Source organism: Curtobacterium sp. PvP017, assembly GCF_054060195.1.
Genome location: NZ_JBSSCY010000003.1, coordinates 263,870 through 281,693 on the forward strand (window position 1 = coordinate 263,870; position 17,824 = coordinate 281,693).

The following is a 17,824-nucleotide window of genomic DNA, read 5'->3' on the forward strand; positions in this document are numbered from 1 at the left end:
GCGTGGACCCAGTGCGACACTCTCGATGTCGTTCGACAACGACCTTGTCGCCGCTCCGCGTGTGCAACCGTTGCGGGCGCGCAGTTGCGACGTACTCGATGTCGTACGACATCGGCGATGTCGCTGGTTGCGCGCGCAAGTACCCGCGCGTGACCTGCACTCGTGCCCGGCCGTGCGACACCGACGAGATCGCGCGCCACGCCGCTGGCGCGACGCCGAGGTTCCACGGACCGACGTTTCGGCGCGGGAGATGTGCAGATTTCGGAACCTCGGGGGACGTGAGCGGCGCGTCAGCCCAGCGGGCGGACCAGGCCGGCCTCGTACGCCAGCACCACGGCGTGCACCCGGTCGCGCAACTGCAACTTCGCCAGCACCCGCCCCACGTGGGTCTTGACGGTCTGCTCCGCGATGAACAGGTCGCCCGCGATCTCGCCGTTCGACCGCCCGCGCGCCATGAGCAGGAACACGTCGCGCTCCCGGTCGGTCAGGACGTCGAGCACCTCGGTGCGCGGAGCGGCGGTGACCGGTCCGGCGACGAACGCCTCGACCAGGTGCCGGGTCACGCGCGGAGCGAGCAGCGCCTCGCCCGCGGCCACCGTGCGCACCGCCGCGACGAGCTCGTCGGCGCTCGCGTCCTTGAGCAGGAAGCCGCTCGCCCCGGCCCGCAGGGCGTCGAACACGTAGTCGTCGACGTCGAACGTCGTCAGCATGACCACGCGGACCGGTCGGTCCGTCGGCGCCGCCGTGATCCGTCGGGTCGCCTCGATCCCGTCGAGTTCCGGCATCCGGACGTCCATCAGGATCACGTCCGGCTGCAGCCGGATCGCCGCGACCACCGCTTCGGCACCGTTCGCGGCCTCGCCCACGACCTCCACGTCGTCCTGGGCCTGGAGGATCGCCCGCAGTCCCATGCGGAACATCTGCTGGTCGTCCACCACCATCACCCGCGTCATCGGCTTCCCCCGTCGGCTGCCGGCACGAGGACGGGCAGGGTCACCACGACCGTGAAGCCGCCGTCCGCCACGGGGCCGTGGTCGATCGTGCCGTCGAGCGCGGACACCCGCTCGCGCATCCCGGCGAGGCCGAAGCCACCGTCGTCGGGTGGTGCGGCCGGCACGGTGCCCGCTGGTGGAGCGGTGTTGGCGACCTCGACCCGGAGACGCGTGTCGAGCCTCCTGACCGTCACGACGGTCGACGCGCCGGGCGCGTGCCGGGCGACGTTGCCGAGCGCCTCCTGCACGACCCGGTAGACCGTGAGCTGTGCGAGCCGGTCGACGTCGTCGGCGACGTCGATGTCGATGTCGAGCTCCACCGGGATGCCGGCGGCGCGCGTGGCCTGCACGAGCGCGGGCAGGTCGGTGAGGTCCGGCTGCGGCGCGCGCTCGGCGGCGGTGTCCCCGCGCAGGGTGCCGAGCAGCTGGCGCATCTCGCGCAGCGCCGTGCGCGAGGTCTCGGCGATCGCGGCGAACTCGGCGCGGGCCTCCTGCGGCAGGTCGGCCACCCGGTACGGGGCCGACTCCGCCTGCATGTGCACGACGGACATGCTGTGCGCGACGACGTCGTGCAGCTCGCGGGCAATCCGGGAGCGCTCCTCGACGGTGCGGCGCCGGGCTTGCTCGAGCTCGGCGTCGCGGCGGGCGGCGACGAGCTCCTGGCGGATGCTGCGGCGCTGCCCGATGACGACGGCGGCCGCGGCGACCAGGAGCGTGTCGCCGGCCGACACGACGAAGCTCGTCGCCCACACGGCGGGCTGATCCCAGCGGCCCGGCGTCACGGCGACGAGCAGCAGGGGGAGCACGGCGGCGACGGCCCACACGATCGCGGTCAGCCGCCAGGTCGAGCGGACCCCGAGCACGACGAGCAGGACGCTCAGGCCGATGATGCCGGTGACCGGGATCGGCCACGGGCTCGTCTCGACCGGGGCAGTGAGCAGGCCGAGCGCGACGAGTCCGACCAGGTGGACCGCGGCGGCGGTGCGGGGGACGAACGGGGCGATGCCGATGCTGACCGCGAGCACCGCCGACACGAGCAGGGAGAGTGGGACGGCGACGGCGTAGTGGACCGAGGTCACCGGGGCGGCGACGCTGAACAGGGACACCACCGAGACCACGAGTGCGATCCGGGTCGCCAGCGGCAGCCAGGTCGGTCGCGGGCGGAGCAGGGCGGTGGTCACGGTCGGACGATCTCTCCGGTGGGGACGATGCGGGGTGTGGCGGACGGGGCGTGCGCGACGGGTGTGATGCTCGCGGTGGGGACGTCGGTCGCGGGCGCCCCGGCCGTGGGCACGCCGGTCGTGGGGACGGTCGCGGCGGCCGCTCGGGCGGCATGGGCGTCGCGCCTGCGGCTGATGCTACCGATGACCCGGTCGACCGCGATGCCGAGGCCGCCCGCGACCACCATCGACACGAGGGCGGCGACGAGCGGCTCGTGCAGCACCTGCGACGCGGCCAGGGCGATCCCGACCGAGGTCGCAGACCACGCCGTCCCGGCGATCGCACTGATGGCGGGGAAGCGACGGTAGGGCAGCCGGGTCGCCCCGGCGGTCGTGTTCACCGCGACACGGCCGACCGGGATGTAGCGGCCGACCAGGATCAGGCTCGCGGACCGGCGCTGCATCTGCCGCTCGGCGAAGGCGAACGCCGCAGCGATCCTCGGCCGTCGGGACTGCGCCAGGCGGGCGAGTCCGATCCGGCGGCCGATCCAGTACGCCACCGAGTCACCCGCGATCGCCCCCACCGCGGCGGCCACCAGGACCCCGGCCAGGACGGGCTTGCCGGACGTGGCGGCGATGGCGGCGACGGCGACCAGGGCCGACTCGCTCGGGACCGGCGGGAAGAAGCCGTCGACGAAGCACAGGGCGACGAGCACGACGTAGACGAGCGGACTCGCGGCCAACTCGACGACGAACGGGGTGATCTGGTCGAACACGGCGACGCTCCCTCCACCGACGGACCTCGTCGAGGGGTTCGACGCTACGGAGCGCCGCGAGCGCTGCCATCCCGCCGGGGTCTCGACGACCCCCTACCGCGGTATGACCTTTCCGTCGGTGGTCCCCTCGGGGTCGGTCGCGGCTGCGGGCGCGGTCGCGGTGGTCGCGGCGGCCGGCACCGCGGACCCGGCCGACGCCGCCGCGGCTTCGCGGATGCGCCGGACCACGGCCGTCGTGGAGTGCTCGGGGACGTAGTCGACCATGACGACCTCGCCGCCGTACCCGCGGACGACCGCGGTCTCGCGGAGCATCTCCGGCGAGTAGTCCCCGCCCTTGACGTAGACCTCGGGTCGCAGCCGTTCGATGAGCGGGATCGGGGTGTCCGTCGCGAACACCGTGACCAGGTCGACGCAGGCGAGGGCGGCGAGCACCCCGGCACGGTCCTCGGCCGGGTTGATCGGTCGCTCCGGGCCCTTCAGCCGTCGCACCGAGTCGTCGTCGTTCAGCGCCACGACGAGCAGGTCGCCGAGGTCACGCGCCTGGCGCAGGTACGTCGTGTGCCCACGGTGCACGACGTCGAAGCAGCCGTTCGTGAACACCACCCGGCGCCCGTCCTGGCGCGCTCGTTCGACCGCGACCGCGAGCTCGTCGTGGTCGACGACGGTGGCTGCCGGGGCGGTCACCGAGGCGAGCAGGGCGGCGGCGCTGCACACCGACGTGCCGGCTTCACGGACGACGACGTCGGCGGCGGCCTGCGCCACCGACACCGCGTCGCGGACGGACGCGTCGACGGCGAGTGCCACCGACGCGGCGGCGCAGAACGTGTCGCCGGCTCCGGAGGCCTGCTGTTCCGACGCCGGGACCGCACGGGTGCGGTAGCCCTCGTCCGAGTCGCGCTCGAGCAGCACGGTACCGTCGCGGTCGAGCGTGACGACGGCTGCGCGGGCACCGGTGCGGGCGAGGACGTCGGCCCGGGCGTCCATGACCGCGGCCACCCGATCGGCACCGGTCCCGAGGTCACGGCCGAGCAGCGCTGCGGCCTCGCCGGCGTTGGGCGTGACGAGGTCGGGTCGCAACGACGCCCAGCGGGGGAGGTCGTGCGCATCGACGACGATCGCGCCGGGGCGGTCACGGTCCAGCACCGGCACGACGTCCTCGGCCCGGACACCGAGCCCGTAGTCGCAGACGACCGCGGCGTCGGCGCACCGGATCGCGCGGGCGACGGCGCGCGCCAACCGTTCGTTGTGCTCGGCGGACGGGGTGCCGGCCAGGTCGTCGACCCGGACCACGACCCGGTCGCCGCCGACCACGCGGGACTTCGTGGTGGTGCGCGCCCCGGTGATCTCGACCAGGAACGAGGTGTCGACACCGGCGGTCTCGAGCCGTTCGCGCAGGACGTCGCCGGCCTCGTCGTCGCCGATGAGTCCCACCATCCGGACACGGGCACCGAGGGCGCGGGCGTTCACCGCGGTGTTCGCGGCGCCACCGGGCACCGCGATGGTCTCGGTGACCCGGACGACGGGCGCCGGTGCCTCGCGCGAGACCCGCTCGGCCTCGCCCACGGTCCACCGGTCGAGGATGCAGTCGCCGATCACGACGACGAGCGGTTCGCGGTCGTCGATCGTGGCGACCAGGTCGCGGACGAGCCGGACGTCGACGCTCACTTCGTGCCGCCGGTGGTGCGTGCGGGTGCGGGTTCGAGGTGCACGACCGTGGTGGTGGTCAGCTCGTCGAGCAGGTGCGGGCCGTACCCGAAGCCCGCTCCGGACGCGCCGCGCGGCTGGGCGCTGCCGCCCGGTGCGCCGCCGAACACCGCGTTGACCTTCACGGTGCCGACCGGCAGCTCGGCTGCGGCGCGCAGGGCGTGGCCGGTGTCGTTCGTCAGGACGGTCGCGGCGAGGCCGTAGCGGTCGGTGGCGGCGAGCCGGACTCCCTCGTCGAAGTCGTCGACGACGCGGACCGGCGCGATCGGGCCGAAGGTCTCCTCGGTCATCACGAGCATCTCGTCGGTGCAGCCGGTGAGCACGGTCGCCGGGTAGAACGTCCCGACACCGTCCGGGGTGACCCCACCGGTCCGAGCCGTCGCGCCGCGCTGCACGGCGTCGTCGACGTGGGACTGCACGGTGCTGCGGAGCCGCTCGTCGACGAGCGGACCGTAGGTGTCCGCGGGTGCGGCCGTGCGACGCTCCGCCTCGGCCACCAGCGCGGCGACGAAGGGCTCGGCGACGTCGCGGTGCACGTACACGCGCTCGACGCTGGTGCAGATCTGACCGGTGTTCGCGAACGCGCCGAGCGCCACCTGGGCGGCGGCCCACTCCGGGTCGACGTCGGCGTCGACGACGACCGCGTCGTTCCCGCCGTTCTCGCGGACCACATGGGCACGGGTCGCGACGGCGACCTCGGACAGTCGGTCTCCGGTCGCGGTGGACCCGACGTGCGCGTACACGTCGATGCCGTCCTGGGCGAGCAGCAGCTCGCCCGTGGAGCCGTCCCCGTCGACGCCGACGAGCACGCCGTCGGGCAGGACCTCGGCGAGCAGGGCGTTCAGGCGGGCGATGGTCGCGGGGGAGCGCTCGCTGCCCTTGTGCACCACGGTGTTGCCCGTCACGATCGCTGCGCCGAGGATGCCGCACGCCACGGCGACGGGGTCGTTCCACGGCGTCAGGGCGAGCACTACGCCACGGGGGTGCGGGACCGCCCAGTCGGCGGCACCGAACTGGCCGCGCAGGGCCTCGCCGCGGTGCACCGGTCCGAGTTCGGCGTACTGCACCAGGGTGCCGACGCCCGCCTCGACCCCGCCGAGTGCATCACCCGGCACCTTGCCGGTCTCGCGGGTGTTCAGGTCGGCGAGCTCGTGCGCGTGCGCACGCACGTGCTCGGCCGCCGCGCGCAGGAGCGCGCCGCGCTCGGCCGGGGCGGTGCGCGCCCACGGGCCGCCCGCGGCCCGGGCACGGGCGACGGCGTCGCGGACCTCCGGCTCGGAGGCACGGGGCACGGTCGACGCGACCGTCCCGTCGACGGGGTCGGTCACCACCAGGTCCGTGGTGGCGTCGGCAGCAGCGGGTGCGATCGTCATGGTGTCCTTCCGGAGACGGGCGGGAGTCAGACGCTGCTCGGACTCCTCTGTGTGCGGTCTCGGCATCGCGCTTCGTGTCCATCGACGGCCGTCCGCAGCCCGGTGCTGGACGTGCCACCGGCGTCCGACCGGTAGACGGGAGTCGTGCAGCAGATCGGTGTGGGCGGAGAACGGTTCGACGGCGTGACGGAGATCGCGGTGCTCCGCGGTGGGGGTCTCGGCGACCTGATGTTCGCCGTGCCCGCGCTCGAGGCACTCGCGGCGGCCTACCCGGACGCGCGCATCACCCTGCTCGGCACACCCGCCGCTGCAACGGTCCTCCGTGGGCGGACCGACGCCGTCCACGCCTTCGAGGAACTACCGATCGCGCCGGGCGTCCGCGACTCCGGCGACGGGGCGCCCGACGCCGAGGACTTCGTCGCGCGCCTGCACGGCCGGTTCGACCTCGCGGTGCAGCTGCACGGTGGCGGCCGCAACTCGAACCCGTTCCTGCTCCGGCTCGGCGCCCGGCACACCGTCGGCACCGCGACCGAGGACGCCGAGGTCCTCGAGCGCTGGGTCCGCTACGTCTACTACCAGCACGAGGTGCTCCGTGCCCTCGAGGTCGTGTCCCTCGCCGGGGCGGTGCCCGTGACGCTCGACCCCCGGGTGCGCGTCGCCGACCACGAGCGGGCAGCGGTCCGTGAGCGGTTGGGCGTCACCGGGGGCGGCGCGCGACTCGTCGCGATCCACCCCGGCGCGACCGATCCGCGTCGGCGCTGGAGCCCGGACCGGTTCGCCGCCGTCGCCTGCGCCCGTCTCGAGGCCGGCGACGACGTCGTGCTCGTCGGCGACGCCTCCGACGTGCCGGCGGCGACGGCCATCGTCGACGCGCTGCCCGCCCACCTCACCGACCGGGTGCACGACCTGACCGGTACCGTGCCGCTCGGCGGGCTGCCGGCCGTGCTCGCCGCCGCCGACGTCATGGTCGGCGACGACTCGGGGCCGCGGCACCTGGCGGTCGCCGTCGGGACGCCCACCGTCGGCGTGTTCTGGTTCGGCAACGTCGTCAACGCCGGACCGTTCGACCGCGGGCGCCACCGCGTGCACCTGTCGTACGTGACCCGCTGCCCGGTCTGCGGGGTCGACGTCACGCAGGTGGGGTGGACGGCCGAGCGCTGCGCGCACGACCCGTCCTACGTCGACGAGGTCGACCCACAGCTGGTCCTCGACGACGTGGCCGACCTGCTCCGCACCGTCTGATCGCACCGTGCGCACGTCGCCACCCCGTGCGCGGTTGGCCGCACCGTGCGGCGCTGCAAGCGCGCACCACGCCGTCAACCCGGCACCGGACGACGCAAGCCGCACCGTGCAGGCAACGTCACGGGACGGACGGACGGGAGGCCCGGCGCACCACCGGCACCGCGCCTCCCGTCCGGCGTCCGCGAAAGCGACAGATCCCCGCGAACGTTCCGCAGGGATCTGTCGCTTTCGCGAGGTGGACGGGGCCACCGGCCCTACGGCCAGCTGGGCTCCGTCGCGGGCATGATCGACAGCTCGCGGATCTCGCAGCCGGCCGGCTGCGACAACGCGAAGATGATCGAGTTCGCGACGTACTCCGGCTCGATGAGCTGCGCGTCCGGCCCGGGCTTGTACTGCTCGGTGCGGTCGGCGAAGAAGTTCGTCCGCATGCCGGCCGGGATCACGTTCGTGACGCCGATGCGGCCGGCGGTCTCGGCCGCCAGGGCCTGCGAGAACCCGCGGACGCCGAACTTCGACGCCGAGTACGCGGTGCCGTCGCCGACGCCGCGCAGGGCCAGCGACGACGAGATCGTCACGACCCGACCGTGGGTCGCCTCGAGCGCGGGGAGAGCTGCCCGGACCACCGAGGCGGTGCCGATCAGGTTGACGGCGACGATCTTCTCCCAGTTGCCCGACGAGATCGCGTCGATCGGTGCCGGCGTGTCGATCCCCGCGGCGGTGACGACGGCGTCGAGTCCGTCGTGGCGCTCGGCGGCCTGACGGACCGCCTGCTCGACCGCGTCGGTGTCCGACACGTCGACGGCCACGGCGTCGACGCCCTCGGGCACCGCGTCGACGCGCAGGTCGAGGACGATCGGGGTGCCGCCGGCCTCGGTGACCGCGGCGACGACCGCCGCGCCGAGACCGGAGGCACCGCCGGTGACGAGGACGCGGCCGATGGGGGTGGTGGGGACGGGCATGGACTTCCTTCCGTAGGGGCGTGGATCGTGTCGGCCTCAGCCGACGTGTTCGAGGGCCGCGGCGAGCCGGGTCGTCGAGCGGCCGGGGTGGAACGGGACGGTGACGACGCGTCCGCCCCACTCGGCGAGCGTCTCGGCCTCGGGCAGTTCGCTCGCGGTGTAGTCGCCGCCCTTCGCCCAGACGTCCGGCCGGAAGCGGCGCAGGGCTTCGTCGGGGGTGTGCTCGTCGAACACGACGACGGCGTCGACGCAGTCCAGGGCGAGCAGCAGTTCGACCCGGTCGTCCTGCGTCATGATCGGCCGGTCGGGTCCCTTGAGCGCCCGGACGGAACTGTCCGAGTTGAGGCACACGACCAGGCAGTCGCCGAGCGCCCGAGCCGCGGACAGCGTGCGCGCGTGGCCGGCGTGCAGCAGGTCGAAGCAGCCGCCCGTCGCGACGACGGTGCCGCCGGCACTGCGGACGTCGTGCACGGTGCGCAGGGCGTCGCGGTCGGCGCCGGGCACCGGGAGCGGAGCCGCGCCGACGTCGGCGAAGAGCGCCGCGACGCCGCCCTCCGCGAGGTAATCGGACGCGGCGACCACACCGGCGGAGACGGCATCGGGGACGTCCGCGCCACCGGCCAGCGCGACGGCGACCCCGGCGGCGAGTCGGTCGCCGGCACCGCAGGGGTCGCCGGCGCTGACGTAGGGCGCCGGGACGAAGCGGCTGTCGCCCTCGGCATCGGCGAGGAGTGCCCCGCGGTCGCCCATCGTCACCGCGACCGCGCCGACCTGCCACTGCTCGACGAGCCGGGCTGCAGCGACCGTGGCGAAGGGCACACCGTGCCCCTCGACCTCGGTGAAGCGTCGTGCCTCGGCGGCGTTCGGGGTGGCCACGGTGATCCCGGCGACCGGTGCGGCGCCCTTCGGGTGCGGGTCCCACACCACGGGCGTGCGCTCGGCGACCCGTGCGAGGGCGTCCCGGAGGGCCGGGACGGCGGCGACCCCGCGGCCGTAGTCGGCGACGACGACCGCGTCGACGTCGTCGAGGGCGGCGGTCATGGCGTCGGTCGCCTCGGGGACGGGCGGGGTCGCGCAGCCCTCGTCGATCCGGACCAGGGCGTGGTCGACGACGCGCACCCGGGTCTTCACCGGTGTCGGTGCGCCGGACGGGCCGGCGACGACGGTGACGTCGGGGAGCAGGTCGCGGATCTCCTGCGCGCGGGCGTCCTCGCTCAGGACGGTGACCAGGGTGACGTCGTGCCCGTCGCGCGCGAGCATCGTGGCGACGAGTCCGGCACCACCCGCTCGGCGGTCGTCGGTGGTGACGTCGACGACGGGTACGGGCGCGTCCGGGCTGAGCCGTTCGCTCGTACCGGCCACGTCGACGTCGAGCAGCGTGTCGCCCACGACGGCGATCCGCAGGCGACGACCGGCGGTGCGGTGGGGTGCCGACGACTGCGGCTGCGGCTGTGTCGTCATCGTCGTCCTCCACGGTGCAGTGCGGGCTCCATCGCCCGGCACAGGGCGTGCACGAGGACGAGCTGCGCCTCCTGCACGTTGGCGGACGGGCCCTCGATGCAGATCGCGTCGTCCACCGCGTCGGCCAGCGGGTTCGGTCGCGGTCCGGTCAGTGCGATCGCGCGTGCACCGACGGCGCGGGCGGCCTCGGCGGCGCGGAGCAGGTTCGGGCTCTTGCCGCTGGTCGACAGCAGCACGACGACGTCGCCGACCCGGGCGTGCGCCGACACCTGGCGGGCGAACACCTGGTCGAACCCGTAGTCGTTGCCGATGGCCGTGACCGCCGAGGTCTCCGCGTGCAGCGAGATCGCCGAGTAGGCGGGGCGGTCGCCGTCGAACCGACCGGTGAGCTCCGAGGTCAGGTGCTGCGCCTCGGCGGCGGATCCGCCGTTGCCGGCGGCGAGCAGCCGTCGGCCCGCGACGAGCCGGCCGGCGATGTCGTCGGCCCAGGCGGCGATGTGGTCGTGGTGGTCGACGAGCGACGCGATCACGGGGACCGAGGCCGCGACGTGGTCGAGCACGATGCGTGCACTCGCGGTCGTGTGCTCGTCGATCCCGGGCTGCTGGTCGATGGTCATCGGGCGGTCCTCTCGGTCGGCTGTGCGGCACGGGTGACCCGTCCGGCGTGGGTGGCGGTGCGCTGCGGTGCGCCCGCGGGTGCGGTCGGTGCGGCCACGGCGACCGCACCGGCCAGGAGCCGCTCGTAGACGCGCTCGCTGTCCGCGGCGACCTTCTGCCACGTGTACCGGGACTCGGCGCGTGCGCGGCCGGCCCGGCCGAGCGCCTCGCGGCGGTCGGGGTCGTCGAGCAGGGCGCCGACGGCGGCAGCGACCTCGGCCTCGTCGCGCGGCGGGACGTGCAGCCCCGTGCCGTCCTCGACGACGGTGTCGATGAGCCCGCCGACGCTCGACGCGACGACGGGTCGTCCGCAGGCCATCGCCTCGAGGGGCACGATGCCGAAGGGCTCGTACCAGGGTGCGCAGACCACGACCTCGGCACTCCGGTAGACGGCCGGCATCTCGTGCTGCCCCAGCTGGCCGCGGAAGGACACGTGGTCACGGACCCCGAGCGTCCGGGCGAGGGCGTCGAGCCGCTGGTACTCGGGGTCGTCCACCAGGTCGGCCCCGGCGACGCCGGCACCGCCGACGACGACGAGTTCGACGTCGCGACCCTGGGCGACCAGGGCGGCGAGCGCGGCGATCGTCGTACCGACGCCCTTGCGCCGCACCAGGCGCGACGCGGTGAGGACCCGCTGTGCACGGCCGCGCTCCTCGACGGGCCCGTCCGGACGGAACAGCGACACGTCGACGCCGCACGGCACGACGGAGATGCGCTGCAGGGGGACTCCGAGTGCCTTGAGTTCGAAGGCCTCGTCGGAGCACGTCGCGACCACCTGGTCGGCACTCCGCCCGACGGCCGGTTCGAGCCACTCGCGCTCCGCGGGACTCGTGTCGGCCGACCCCTGGTGTCGACGCTTCACGACGCCGAGCGCGTGGAACGTCTGCGCGACGGGGATGCGGGTGCCACCGGTCCGCGCCTGCACCTGTGCGACGGCGTCGAGCGCCGCGTGCCCGGACATCCAGAAGTGGGCGTGCACGACGTCGGGCCGGTCCACGAACCACTCCGCGGCGAGCACCGACGCGAACGTCCCCATGAACGGGAACAGCTCGTCCTTCGACACGTGCCGCGCGGGTCCGGCGTCGACGTGCACGACCTCGACGCCGGGACGCAGCGGGACGCGGACGGGCTGCGTCGCGTCGTCCCGCCGCGTGTAGACGGTCACCTGGTGCCCGCGGTCGGCGAGCGCTCCGGACAGTTCGGCCACGTGGACGTTCTGTCCACCGGCGTCGACACCGCCGAGCACGGCGAGCGGACTCGCGTGCTCGGACACCATCGCGATCTTCATCGGGGGCTCCCCTCGAGGGCGGCCGCGGCCACCCGGTTGCGTCCGGTGCCACGGGTCACGGCGTCGTCGAGCAGCTCGTCCCAGTCGGCGGTGAAGCGGCCGAGCGCGTGTCGCGCGAGCACGGCCTCGCGGGCCACGGCGCCCCGTCGGCGTGCCTCGTCGGGGTCTTCGATGAGGATCCGGGAGGCGCGCACCAGCTCCTCGACGTCGGTCGCGATCGCACCGGCCTCGCCCGGGACCGTGCGGGGCGCATCGGTCGAGGCCAGCACCAGTACGGGCATGGCCAGGTGCATCGCCTCGAGGAGCGACAGCCCGAGCGAGGTCCACCGGTTCGGGTGGACGTAGGCCCGCCGTTCGGCGAGTGCGGCGTGCATCGGGTCGGCCTGGACGTCGCCCTGCGCGACCACGCGGTCGCCGAAGCCGAGTTCCGGCAGTCGTTCGGTGCCCATGCCCCAGACGTCGACGGGCGCCACGGCCGCGAACCGCGGGAGCAGGTCGGTGCCGACGACGCGGTTCCGGCGGACGGGCTCGTTGATGACGACGCCGAGGCGTTCGAGTGAGCCGGTGTAGAGCGGCCCGGGGTCGACGACACCGTGCTCGACGACGGTGGTGCGCGTGGTCCCGCAGTCCCACATCAGCGCGTTCCAGTGCGTGACGTGCGCGATGGTCAGGTCGTCGCGGTCGCGGAACGGGTGCAGGCTGTTCGGCACGTCGACCCGGGGGGCGTTGTGCTCGACGAAGACGATCGGCACGTCGCGACCGCCGAGCAGGCGCTTGGCCGCGTCGAGTTCTTCGGTGCGCTGCAGGACGACGACGTCCACGTCGGCGTCGGCGACGTCGGCGGGGTCGATCTCGATCGCGGACGCCGGCCAAGCACGGCCACCGCGGCCGAGGCCCCAGGCGTCGCGCGCCGGCGTGGTCGGGATCAGGTACTCGTGCGGGCCGCGGACGAACGCGTCCATCCAGCCACCGTGCACGTGCCACACGAGGATGCGCATGCGGAGCCTTTCGGGTGGGTCGGGCAGGAGGAGAAGGAGAAGCAGTGGCGGACGCTACGCAGCGCCTTCTGGGGCGCTCCGCAGACTTCTCGGTTCCATCCGCGAAGCGCGGTCGAGCAGCCGACCGTGGGCTGCGAGGACGTCCTCGATGCGCACCGTGGACAGGCACGGGTGCCCCGCGACGGGGCACTCCCGCGCCCGGCTGAGACGGCACGGTGCGGCCTGGTCCCCGAGGAGTTCGACCAGCGGCGCGTACGGCGCCCACTTGACCGCGGGGACGACCGGCGAGAACAGGCTGACGATCGGTACGCCGACCGCAGCGGCGAGGTGCGCCGGGCCGGTGTTGCCGACGACGACGACCTCGGCGCCGGCCAGGACGGCGGCGAGCTCGGCCGGCGTGGTCCGGCCGCCGAGGTCGACGGCGGTGTCGCCGGCGACGGCGGCGGTGAGGTCGCGTTCGCCGGGGGAGCCGGTCACGACGACGGGCACCCCGCGCTCGGCGTAGGCGGCGACGAGCTCCCGGTGGTGCGATTCCGGCCACGACCGGGCCGGCACGCTCGCACCGGGGTGGACGACCACGTACCGCTCCAGCCCGGCCACGGACGGTGGTGCGACGGCGTCGTGGCGGACCACGAGCCTCCCGTCGTCCTCCGGCGGCAGCCGGAACCCGGCCGCAGCGGCGATCCGCAGCGCACGCTCCGGCTCGGGGAGGTCCTCGGGCAGGTCCTCGCCGGGCCGGAGCCGCACGTCGAGCAGTGCGCCGGGATGGTCGACCGACGCCCCGGACACGCGGTGGACCCCGGCGAGACGCAGGAGCAGCGCCAGCGGCAACGGCGACTGGTGGAACGAGGTGAGGACGACCGCTTCGTCGGGGCGTTCCTCGGCGACGAGCCGACGGAACTCGTCGAGCACGGTGTCGTCGATCGACCGCGCGGTCTCGGTGACCCACGGCGCGGCCCACACCCGGACCCGGTCGACGCCGGGCAGCAGGTCGGCCGCCGGCGCGCCCTGCGGCCCGCACAGCATCGTGACGTGCGACGCCCCGGCGGCGACGGCACGGACGGCGGGGCCGGCGACCAGGACGTCGCCGAACGAGTCGAGGCGCGCCACGAGGACGCGGGGACGGCTCACGCCCGGTCCCGCTCGACGAGCGAGGGCTCGGCCGCCGCGATCACGAGATCGACGGCCTCGGCGAGGGTCCGCACGACCGTGTCGGCGGCGTCGACCTCCTCGGCGCGCGTGCGCGGCGTCGGCACGAGCACGCCCTGCGCCCCGGCGGCCCGCGCCGCCAGCACGTCGGCGCCGATGTCGCCGACCACCACGAGCGCCTCCGGGGGGACGCCGAGTCGCTCGGCCGCGTCGAGCACCATGCCCGGGCGCGGCTTCCGGCAGGCGCAGTCGTCGGCGGCGTCGTGCGGGCAGACGCACCAGACGTCGAACGGTCCGACGAGCTCGTCGACCCGGTCGTTCGTCGCGTCCACCTCCGCACGCGTCGCGAGGCCCTTTGCGATCGCGGACTGGTTCGTGACCACGCCGAGCAGCAGTCCCGCCGCACGGGCCCGCTCCACGGCTCGACGAGCGCCGGGGACGGGGACCACCAGGTGCGGGTCGGCGTTGTAGGGGACGTCCACGACGAGGGTGTCGTCGCGGTCGAAGAGCAGGCCGCGGATCACGCGGTCCGGTGCGAGGGACATGCACCCGGAGTACCGGTGAGCCGCCGGGCGCCGCCCCAGGAACAGCCGGGGAACGCGTTCGCTGCCGACGCGACCAGCACACATCGCATACCGTCGCGGTCGTGACCGCCCTCGAGACACTCCCCGACGCCGACGGACGCCCCGAGCTCGTCGTCCTCCGCGCCATCAAGCTCGGCGACCTCCTGGTCGCCGTCCCCGCGCTCCGTGCCCTGCGACGGGCCTTCCCCGACCACCGGATCACCCTCGCGACGACCGCGTGGTTGGCTCCGGTCGTCGAACTCGTCCCGGCGGTGGACGTCCACCTGGCGCAGCACGGCCTCGACCACCCGATCGCCGTCCCCGCGGGCACGGTCGACATCGCGGTGAACCTGCACGGCGCCGGTCCGGAGTCGTCCGACCTGATCGCCGCCCTCCAGCCCCGCCGGGTCATCGGGCACGCGGACCCCACCCACGGCTACGAGGGCCCGGAGTGGCGGTCCGACGTGCACGAGCGCGACCGCTGGGCGGACCTGCTCACCTGGCACGGCGTGCCCGCCGACGCCGACGACGTGTCCCTCGCCCGTCCGGCGGCCCCGCTCGTCGTCGCCGACGCCGCCGTCGTGCACGTGGGCGCCTTCCACGGGGCGCGGCACTGGCCGACGGACCGCTTCGCCGACGTGGTGCGTGGGCTGCGGGACCGCGGTGCCGACGTGGTCCTGACGGGAGGCGCGGACGACGTCGTCCGGGCCCGTGCCGTCGCGGACGCGGCCGGCCTGGCGCCGGGGGCGGTGCTGGCCGGCTCGCTGGAGCTGCAGGACTTCGCGGGGGTGGTCGCCGCGGCACGCGTCGTCGTGACCGTCGACACCGGCGCCGCGCACCTCGCGACCGCCTACGGCGTGCCGTCCGTGGTGCTCTTCGGGCCGGCGCCGCCGGAGGCATGGGGACCCCCGGCATCCGGCCCGCACATCGTCCTGACGGACGCCTCGGTCCGGCGCGGCGACGTCTTCGCCGAGGACCCCGACCCCGCCATCCTCGCGGTCGGGGCGGACGACGTGCTCGCCGCGGTGGACCGACTCGGCGTCCTCGCGGTGACCGCACAGGCGACCGACCGGTAGCGTCGACCGAGAGCCACCCGGACCCACCGGGCACTCGGAAGGAGTCCTTCGTGTTCGAAGCCGCCAACATCCGTGACTGGATCGGCCTGCCGGTCGTCGACGAGGCCGAGGACAAGGTCGGGACGCTCGAGAGCATCTACTACGACACCGCCACGTCCGAACCGACGTTCGGTGCGCTCACGACCGGGCTCGTCGGCTTCCACAAGCTCGTGTTCGTCCCGCTCGTCGGGGCGACCGTCGCGCCGAAGCACCTGCGTGTCGCCTTCCCGAAGAAGCTCGTGAAGGACGCGCCGTCCATCGCGACCGACGGCGAGCTCGACGCCGCGACCGAGCCCGAGCTGTACCAGCACTACGGCATCGAGTACCGCACGGGCAGCGGCGGCGAGCGCCGCCTCGGACGCCGCTGAGGCCGCACCTGCTCCGCATCGTCCGCCGACCACTGCGCGCCGCCCTGGCGGTGGTCGGCGCCGTCTGTCTCGTGGCAACGGGCCTCGGCGGGTCCGTCGGCGTGCCGTCGGCGTCGGCGGCGCCGATGTGGCCGGTGCCGGCGCCGTACCCCGTCACCGGCGACCCCGCCGAGTCGCTCGACGCGATCCCGCCTGGGAGCGAGTACGTCGCGCTCGGCGACTCCTACTCGGCCGGGTACGGCCTGCGGGACCGCACCGGGCTGCCCACCACCGCCTGCGTGCAGTCGGCGCGCGACTACCCGCACCGGCTCGCGGCGCAGTTCGGGCTCGCCCTGACCGACGTCACCTGCGCCGGCGCCACGAGCGACGACGTCACCACGGGCCACCAGTTCAACGGGGTCCCACCCCAGATCGAGGCGTTGTCCGACCGCACCCGGCTGGTGACCCTGACGATCGGCGGCAACGACGCCGACCTGTTCGGCACGGCCGCGTCCTGCCTGGCGATCTCCGCGGACGGCCCGGTGTTCTCGGGCCGCGACGCTCCCTCGTGCGAGAGCACCCTGGTGCGGGACGGCGTCGACCAGCTCGCCGTGAAGATCCAGTCGCGCGTGGCACTCGGCATCGCGGACACCCTGGGCGCGGTGCAGCGGGCCGCCCCGAACGCCGTCGTCGTGTTCCTCGGGTACCCGGCGATCTTCCCCGACGCCGAGGACACCCCCGCGAAGGGCTGCTTCCGATCCGCGCTCGACCTCGGCACCCTGGCGGGTTCGTTCCCCTCGGACACCTACCCGTTCACGGACACCGACGTCGAGTACCTGCACGGGGTCCAGGACGAGCTCAACGAGGTCTCCCGGTCGGCTGCCGACGCCGCCGGGGTGCGGTTCGTCGACGTCTTCGCGAGCACCCAGGACCACTCACCGTGCGCGGCGTCGAAGCGCTACGTCGCCGGGGTCACCCTGACCGGCTCCGGTGACCTGCGGAAGATCGACCTGAAGGCGGGCGCCCTGCACCCGAACGAGCGCGGCGTCACGTACCTGACCGCGCGGATGGCCGCCGCGATCCGCGCCCTCGCCGGCTGAGCGCACCGTCGGCCGCGTCCACTGACGCGACCCGCGCGTCGGGGTGCGCCGCCGGTGGCACGACGCAGACGGGGGCGGCCGTCTCGCGCACCACGTCGTGGAGCAGCGAGCCCGACAACGCCCGCACGTGGCCGCGGCCGAGCACCACCAGCGACGCCCGGCGGGTGTGCGAGGCGATCGCGTGGCCCGGATGCCCCTCGACCAGCAACGGGCGGAGGCGGAGTGACGGGTACCGCGCCGTCAGGACGGACGTCACCTGCTGCAGCAGCTCGGCGTTGCGCGTCCGCCACCGGAGCGGGTCCTCGGCGAAGTCGGTGAGTCCCGTCCGGGTGAGCACGGGCATCTCCCACGCACGCAGCAGCGTCAGCCGGCGGTTCCGCCGGACGGCCTCGTCGACGGCGATGGACACCGCCCGCTCGTCGATCGGGTCCTCGACCGCCAGCACGACGTCGCCGTCGATCGGGTGCGGACCCTCCGGTACGACAACCGTCGGGACGGCCGCACGCTCGGCGACCCGCGCCGGGTCCCCGCCGGCCGTCGACCCGCGCCGGTGGCGGAAGCTCCCGATCACGAGCAGGTCGCCGCCGTCCGACTCCTCGACGAGCGCGGCCGCGAACGGGCCGGCGTGCCGGTGCACCTCGACCGCCACACCGGGCAGCGCGGTCCGCGCGGCCTCGGCGAGCTGGTCGGCGACCGGGGTCCGGCCCTCCAGCGCGTGGTCGGCGCCGATGATCCGCAGCCGTTCGATGCCCGTGCCGACCCGCGCGGCGATCCACCGGAGCGCCTCGTCGTGGGGCATCGCCGCGTCGGCGGCCAACGTCACCGTCGTCCATCGCTCGTCCATCCCGATCGGCCTCCTTCGTCGCAGGTCCTCCGGGGGCGTCACCTGGCGCTCCGTGCGCCACACGGTACTCCGGTCGGGGGCCGTGGAACCGGCCGT

The 17,824-nt window shown here is 74.6% G+C and carries 17 protein-coding genes; 4 read left to right on the forward strand and 13 right to left on the reverse strand.

Annotation, left to right across the window (positions count from 1 at the left end):
• Positions 1–290: 290 nt before the first annotated feature.
• From ACVKXF_RS08810 to ACVKXF_RS08830, 5 genes are all read right to left on the reverse strand, one after another.
• On the reverse strand, positions 291–953 hold the full coding sequence (locus ACVKXF_RS08810) for a response regulator (protein ID WP_456795493.1): 663 nt from the start codon (positions 951–953) through the stop codon (positions 291–293).
• The gene (locus tag ACVKXF_RS08815) at positions 950–2,173 is read right to left on the reverse strand and encodes a sensor histidine kinase (RefSeq protein WP_456795494.1); all 1,224 of its coding nucleotides are present in this window, start codon (positions 2,171–2,173) and stop codon (positions 950–952) included. Before ACVKXF_RS08815 ends, ACVKXF_RS08810 begins: the two co-directional genes overlap by 4 nt.
• Positions 2,170–2,928 carry a DedA family protein gene (locus tag ACVKXF_RS08820; RefSeq protein WP_456795495.1) on the reverse strand — a complete coding sequence of 253 codons (759 nt, stop codon included), beginning with the start codon at positions 2,926–2,928 and terminating at the stop codon, positions 2,170–2,172. The genes ACVKXF_RS08815 and ACVKXF_RS08820 overlap by 4 nt, the downstream gene beginning before the upstream one ends.
• Positions 2,929–3,021: 93 nt before the next feature.
• Positions 3,022–4,593, reverse strand: coding sequence for a D-glycero-beta-D-manno-heptose 1-phosphate adenylyltransferase (rfaE2, locus tag ACVKXF_RS08825; protein ID WP_456795496.1), 1,572 nt, complete (start codon positions 4,591–4,593; stop codon positions 3,022–3,024).
• Entirely contained in the window at positions 4,590–6,005 is a 1,416-nt protein-coding gene (locus tag ACVKXF_RS08830) for an aldehyde dehydrogenase family protein (RefSeq protein ID WP_456795497.1), read from the reverse strand. Before ACVKXF_RS08830 ends, rfaE2 begins: the two co-directional genes overlap by 4 nt.
• A 144-nt stretch (positions 6,006–6,149) precedes the next feature.
• On the opposite strand from ACVKXF_RS08830, the gene ACVKXF_RS08835 reads away from it, so the two are divergent.
• Positions 6,150–7,247, forward strand: a complete 1,098-nt coding sequence (locus ACVKXF_RS08835; protein ID WP_456795498.1) for a glycosyltransferase family 9 protein — start codon at positions 6,150–6,152, stop codon at positions 7,245–7,247.
• Positions 7,248–7,501: 254 nt separating this feature from the next.
• Here ACVKXF_RS08835 and ACVKXF_RS08840 read toward each other — a convergent pair whose 3' ends face one another.
• From ACVKXF_RS08840 to ACVKXF_RS08870, 7 genes are read right to left on the reverse strand one after another with little or no spacing between them, the layout of a single operon-like run.
• On the reverse strand, positions 7,502–8,206 hold the full coding sequence (locus ACVKXF_RS08840) for an SDR family oxidoreductase (protein ID WP_456795499.1): 705 nt from the start codon (positions 8,204–8,206) through the stop codon (positions 7,502–7,504).
• 36 nt (positions 8,207–8,242) lie between these two features.
• Positions 8,243–9,610: a PfkB family carbohydrate kinase gene (locus ACVKXF_RS08845; RefSeq protein ID WP_456795554.1), complete on the reverse strand. Its 1,368-nt coding sequence runs from the start codon at positions 9,608–9,610 to the stop codon at positions 8,243–8,245.
• Between the two features lie 53 nt (positions 9,611–9,663).
• On the reverse strand, positions 9,664–10,284 hold the full coding sequence (locus tag ACVKXF_RS08850) for a D-sedoheptulose-7-phosphate isomerase (protein WP_123312657.1): 621 nt from the start codon (positions 10,282–10,284) through the stop codon (positions 9,664–9,666).
• On the reverse strand, positions 10,281–11,612 hold the full coding sequence (locus tag ACVKXF_RS08855) for a glycosyltransferase (protein WP_456795500.1): 1,332 nt from the start codon (positions 11,610–11,612) through the stop codon (positions 10,281–10,283). Before ACVKXF_RS08855 ends, ACVKXF_RS08850 begins: the two co-directional genes overlap by 4 nt.
• A complete protein-coding gene (locus ACVKXF_RS08860; protein WP_456795501.1) occupies positions 11,609–12,610 on the reverse strand; it encodes a glycosyltransferase in 1,002 nt (333 codons plus the stop codon). The genes ACVKXF_RS08855 and ACVKXF_RS08860 overlap by 4 nt, the downstream gene beginning before the upstream one ends.
• Before the next feature lie 54 nt (positions 12,611–12,664).
• On the reverse strand, positions 12,665–13,741 hold the full coding sequence (locus ACVKXF_RS08865) for a glycosyltransferase family 9 protein (protein ID WP_456795502.1): 1,077 nt from the start codon (positions 13,739–13,741) through the stop codon (positions 12,665–12,667).
• Positions 13,738–14,304, reverse strand: a complete 567-nt coding sequence (locus ACVKXF_RS08870; RefSeq protein WP_456795503.1) for a D-glycero-alpha-D-manno-heptose-1,7-bisphosphate 7-phosphatase — start codon at positions 14,302–14,304, stop codon at positions 13,738–13,740. Before ACVKXF_RS08870 ends, ACVKXF_RS08865 begins: the two co-directional genes overlap by 4 nt.
• 101 nt (positions 14,305–14,405) lie before the next feature.
• On the opposite strand from ACVKXF_RS08870, the gene ACVKXF_RS08875 reads away from it, so the two are divergent.
• From ACVKXF_RS08875 to ACVKXF_RS08885, 3 genes are all read left to right on the forward strand, one after another.
• Positions 14,406–15,398 carry a glycosyltransferase family 9 protein gene (locus ACVKXF_RS08875; RefSeq protein ID WP_456795504.1) on the forward strand — a complete coding sequence of 331 codons (993 nt, stop codon included), beginning with the start codon at positions 14,406–14,408 and terminating at the stop codon, positions 15,396–15,398.
• A gap of 50 nt (positions 15,399–15,448) precedes the next feature.
• A complete protein-coding gene (locus ACVKXF_RS08880) occupies positions 15,449–15,805 on the forward strand; it encodes a PRC-barrel domain-containing protein (protein WP_123312652.1) in 357 nt (118 codons plus the stop codon).
• Positions 15,806–15,876: 71 nt separating this feature from the next.
• Complete coding sequence (locus ACVKXF_RS08885) at positions 15,877–16,884, forward strand: SGNH/GDSL hydrolase family protein (RefSeq protein WP_148061756.1); 1,008 nt, start codon at positions 15,877–15,879, stop codon at positions 16,882–16,884.
• On the opposite strand, the gene ACVKXF_RS08890 is transcribed toward ACVKXF_RS08885, so the two are convergent.
• Positions 16,832–17,728, reverse strand: coding sequence for a universal stress protein (locus ACVKXF_RS08890; RefSeq protein WP_456795505.1), 897 nt, complete (start codon positions 17,726–17,728; stop codon positions 16,832–16,834). The genes ACVKXF_RS08885 and ACVKXF_RS08890 overlap by 53 nt on opposite strands.
• Positions 17,729–17,824 lie beyond the last annotated feature (96 nt).

Coding starts and splice junctions, on each gene's coding strand:
- ACVKXF_RS08870 (WP_456795503.1), bottom strand. CDS start 14,304: ATGTCCCTCGCACCGGACCGCGTGATCCGCGGCCTGCTCTTCGACCGC.
- ACVKXF_RS08890 (WP_456795505.1), bottom strand. CDS start 17,728: ATGGACGAGCGATGGACGACGGTGACGTTGGCCGCCGACGCGGCGATG.
- ACVKXF_RS08840 (WP_456795499.1), bottom strand. CDS start 8,206: ATGCCCGTCCCCACCACCCCCATCGGCCGCGTCCTCGTCACCGGCGGT.
- ACVKXF_RS08860 (WP_456795501.1), bottom strand. CDS start 12,610: ATGCGCATCCTCGTGTGGCACGTGCACGGTGGCTGGATGGACGCGTTC.
- ACVKXF_RS08830 (WP_456795497.1), bottom strand. CDS start 6,005: ATGACGATCGCACCCGCTGCTGCCGACGCCACCACGGACCTGGTGGTG.
- ACVKXF_RS08850 (WP_123312657.1), bottom strand. CDS start 10,284: ATGACCATCGACCAGCAGCCCGGGATCGACGAGCACACGACCGCGAGT.
- ACVKXF_RS08855 (WP_456795500.1), bottom strand. CDS start 11,612: ATGAAGATCGCGATGGTGTCCGAGCACGCGAGTCCGCTCGCCGTGCTC.
- ACVKXF_RS08810 (WP_456795493.1), bottom strand. CDS start 953: ATGACGCGGGTGATGGTGGTGGACGACCAGCAGATGTTCCGCATGGGA.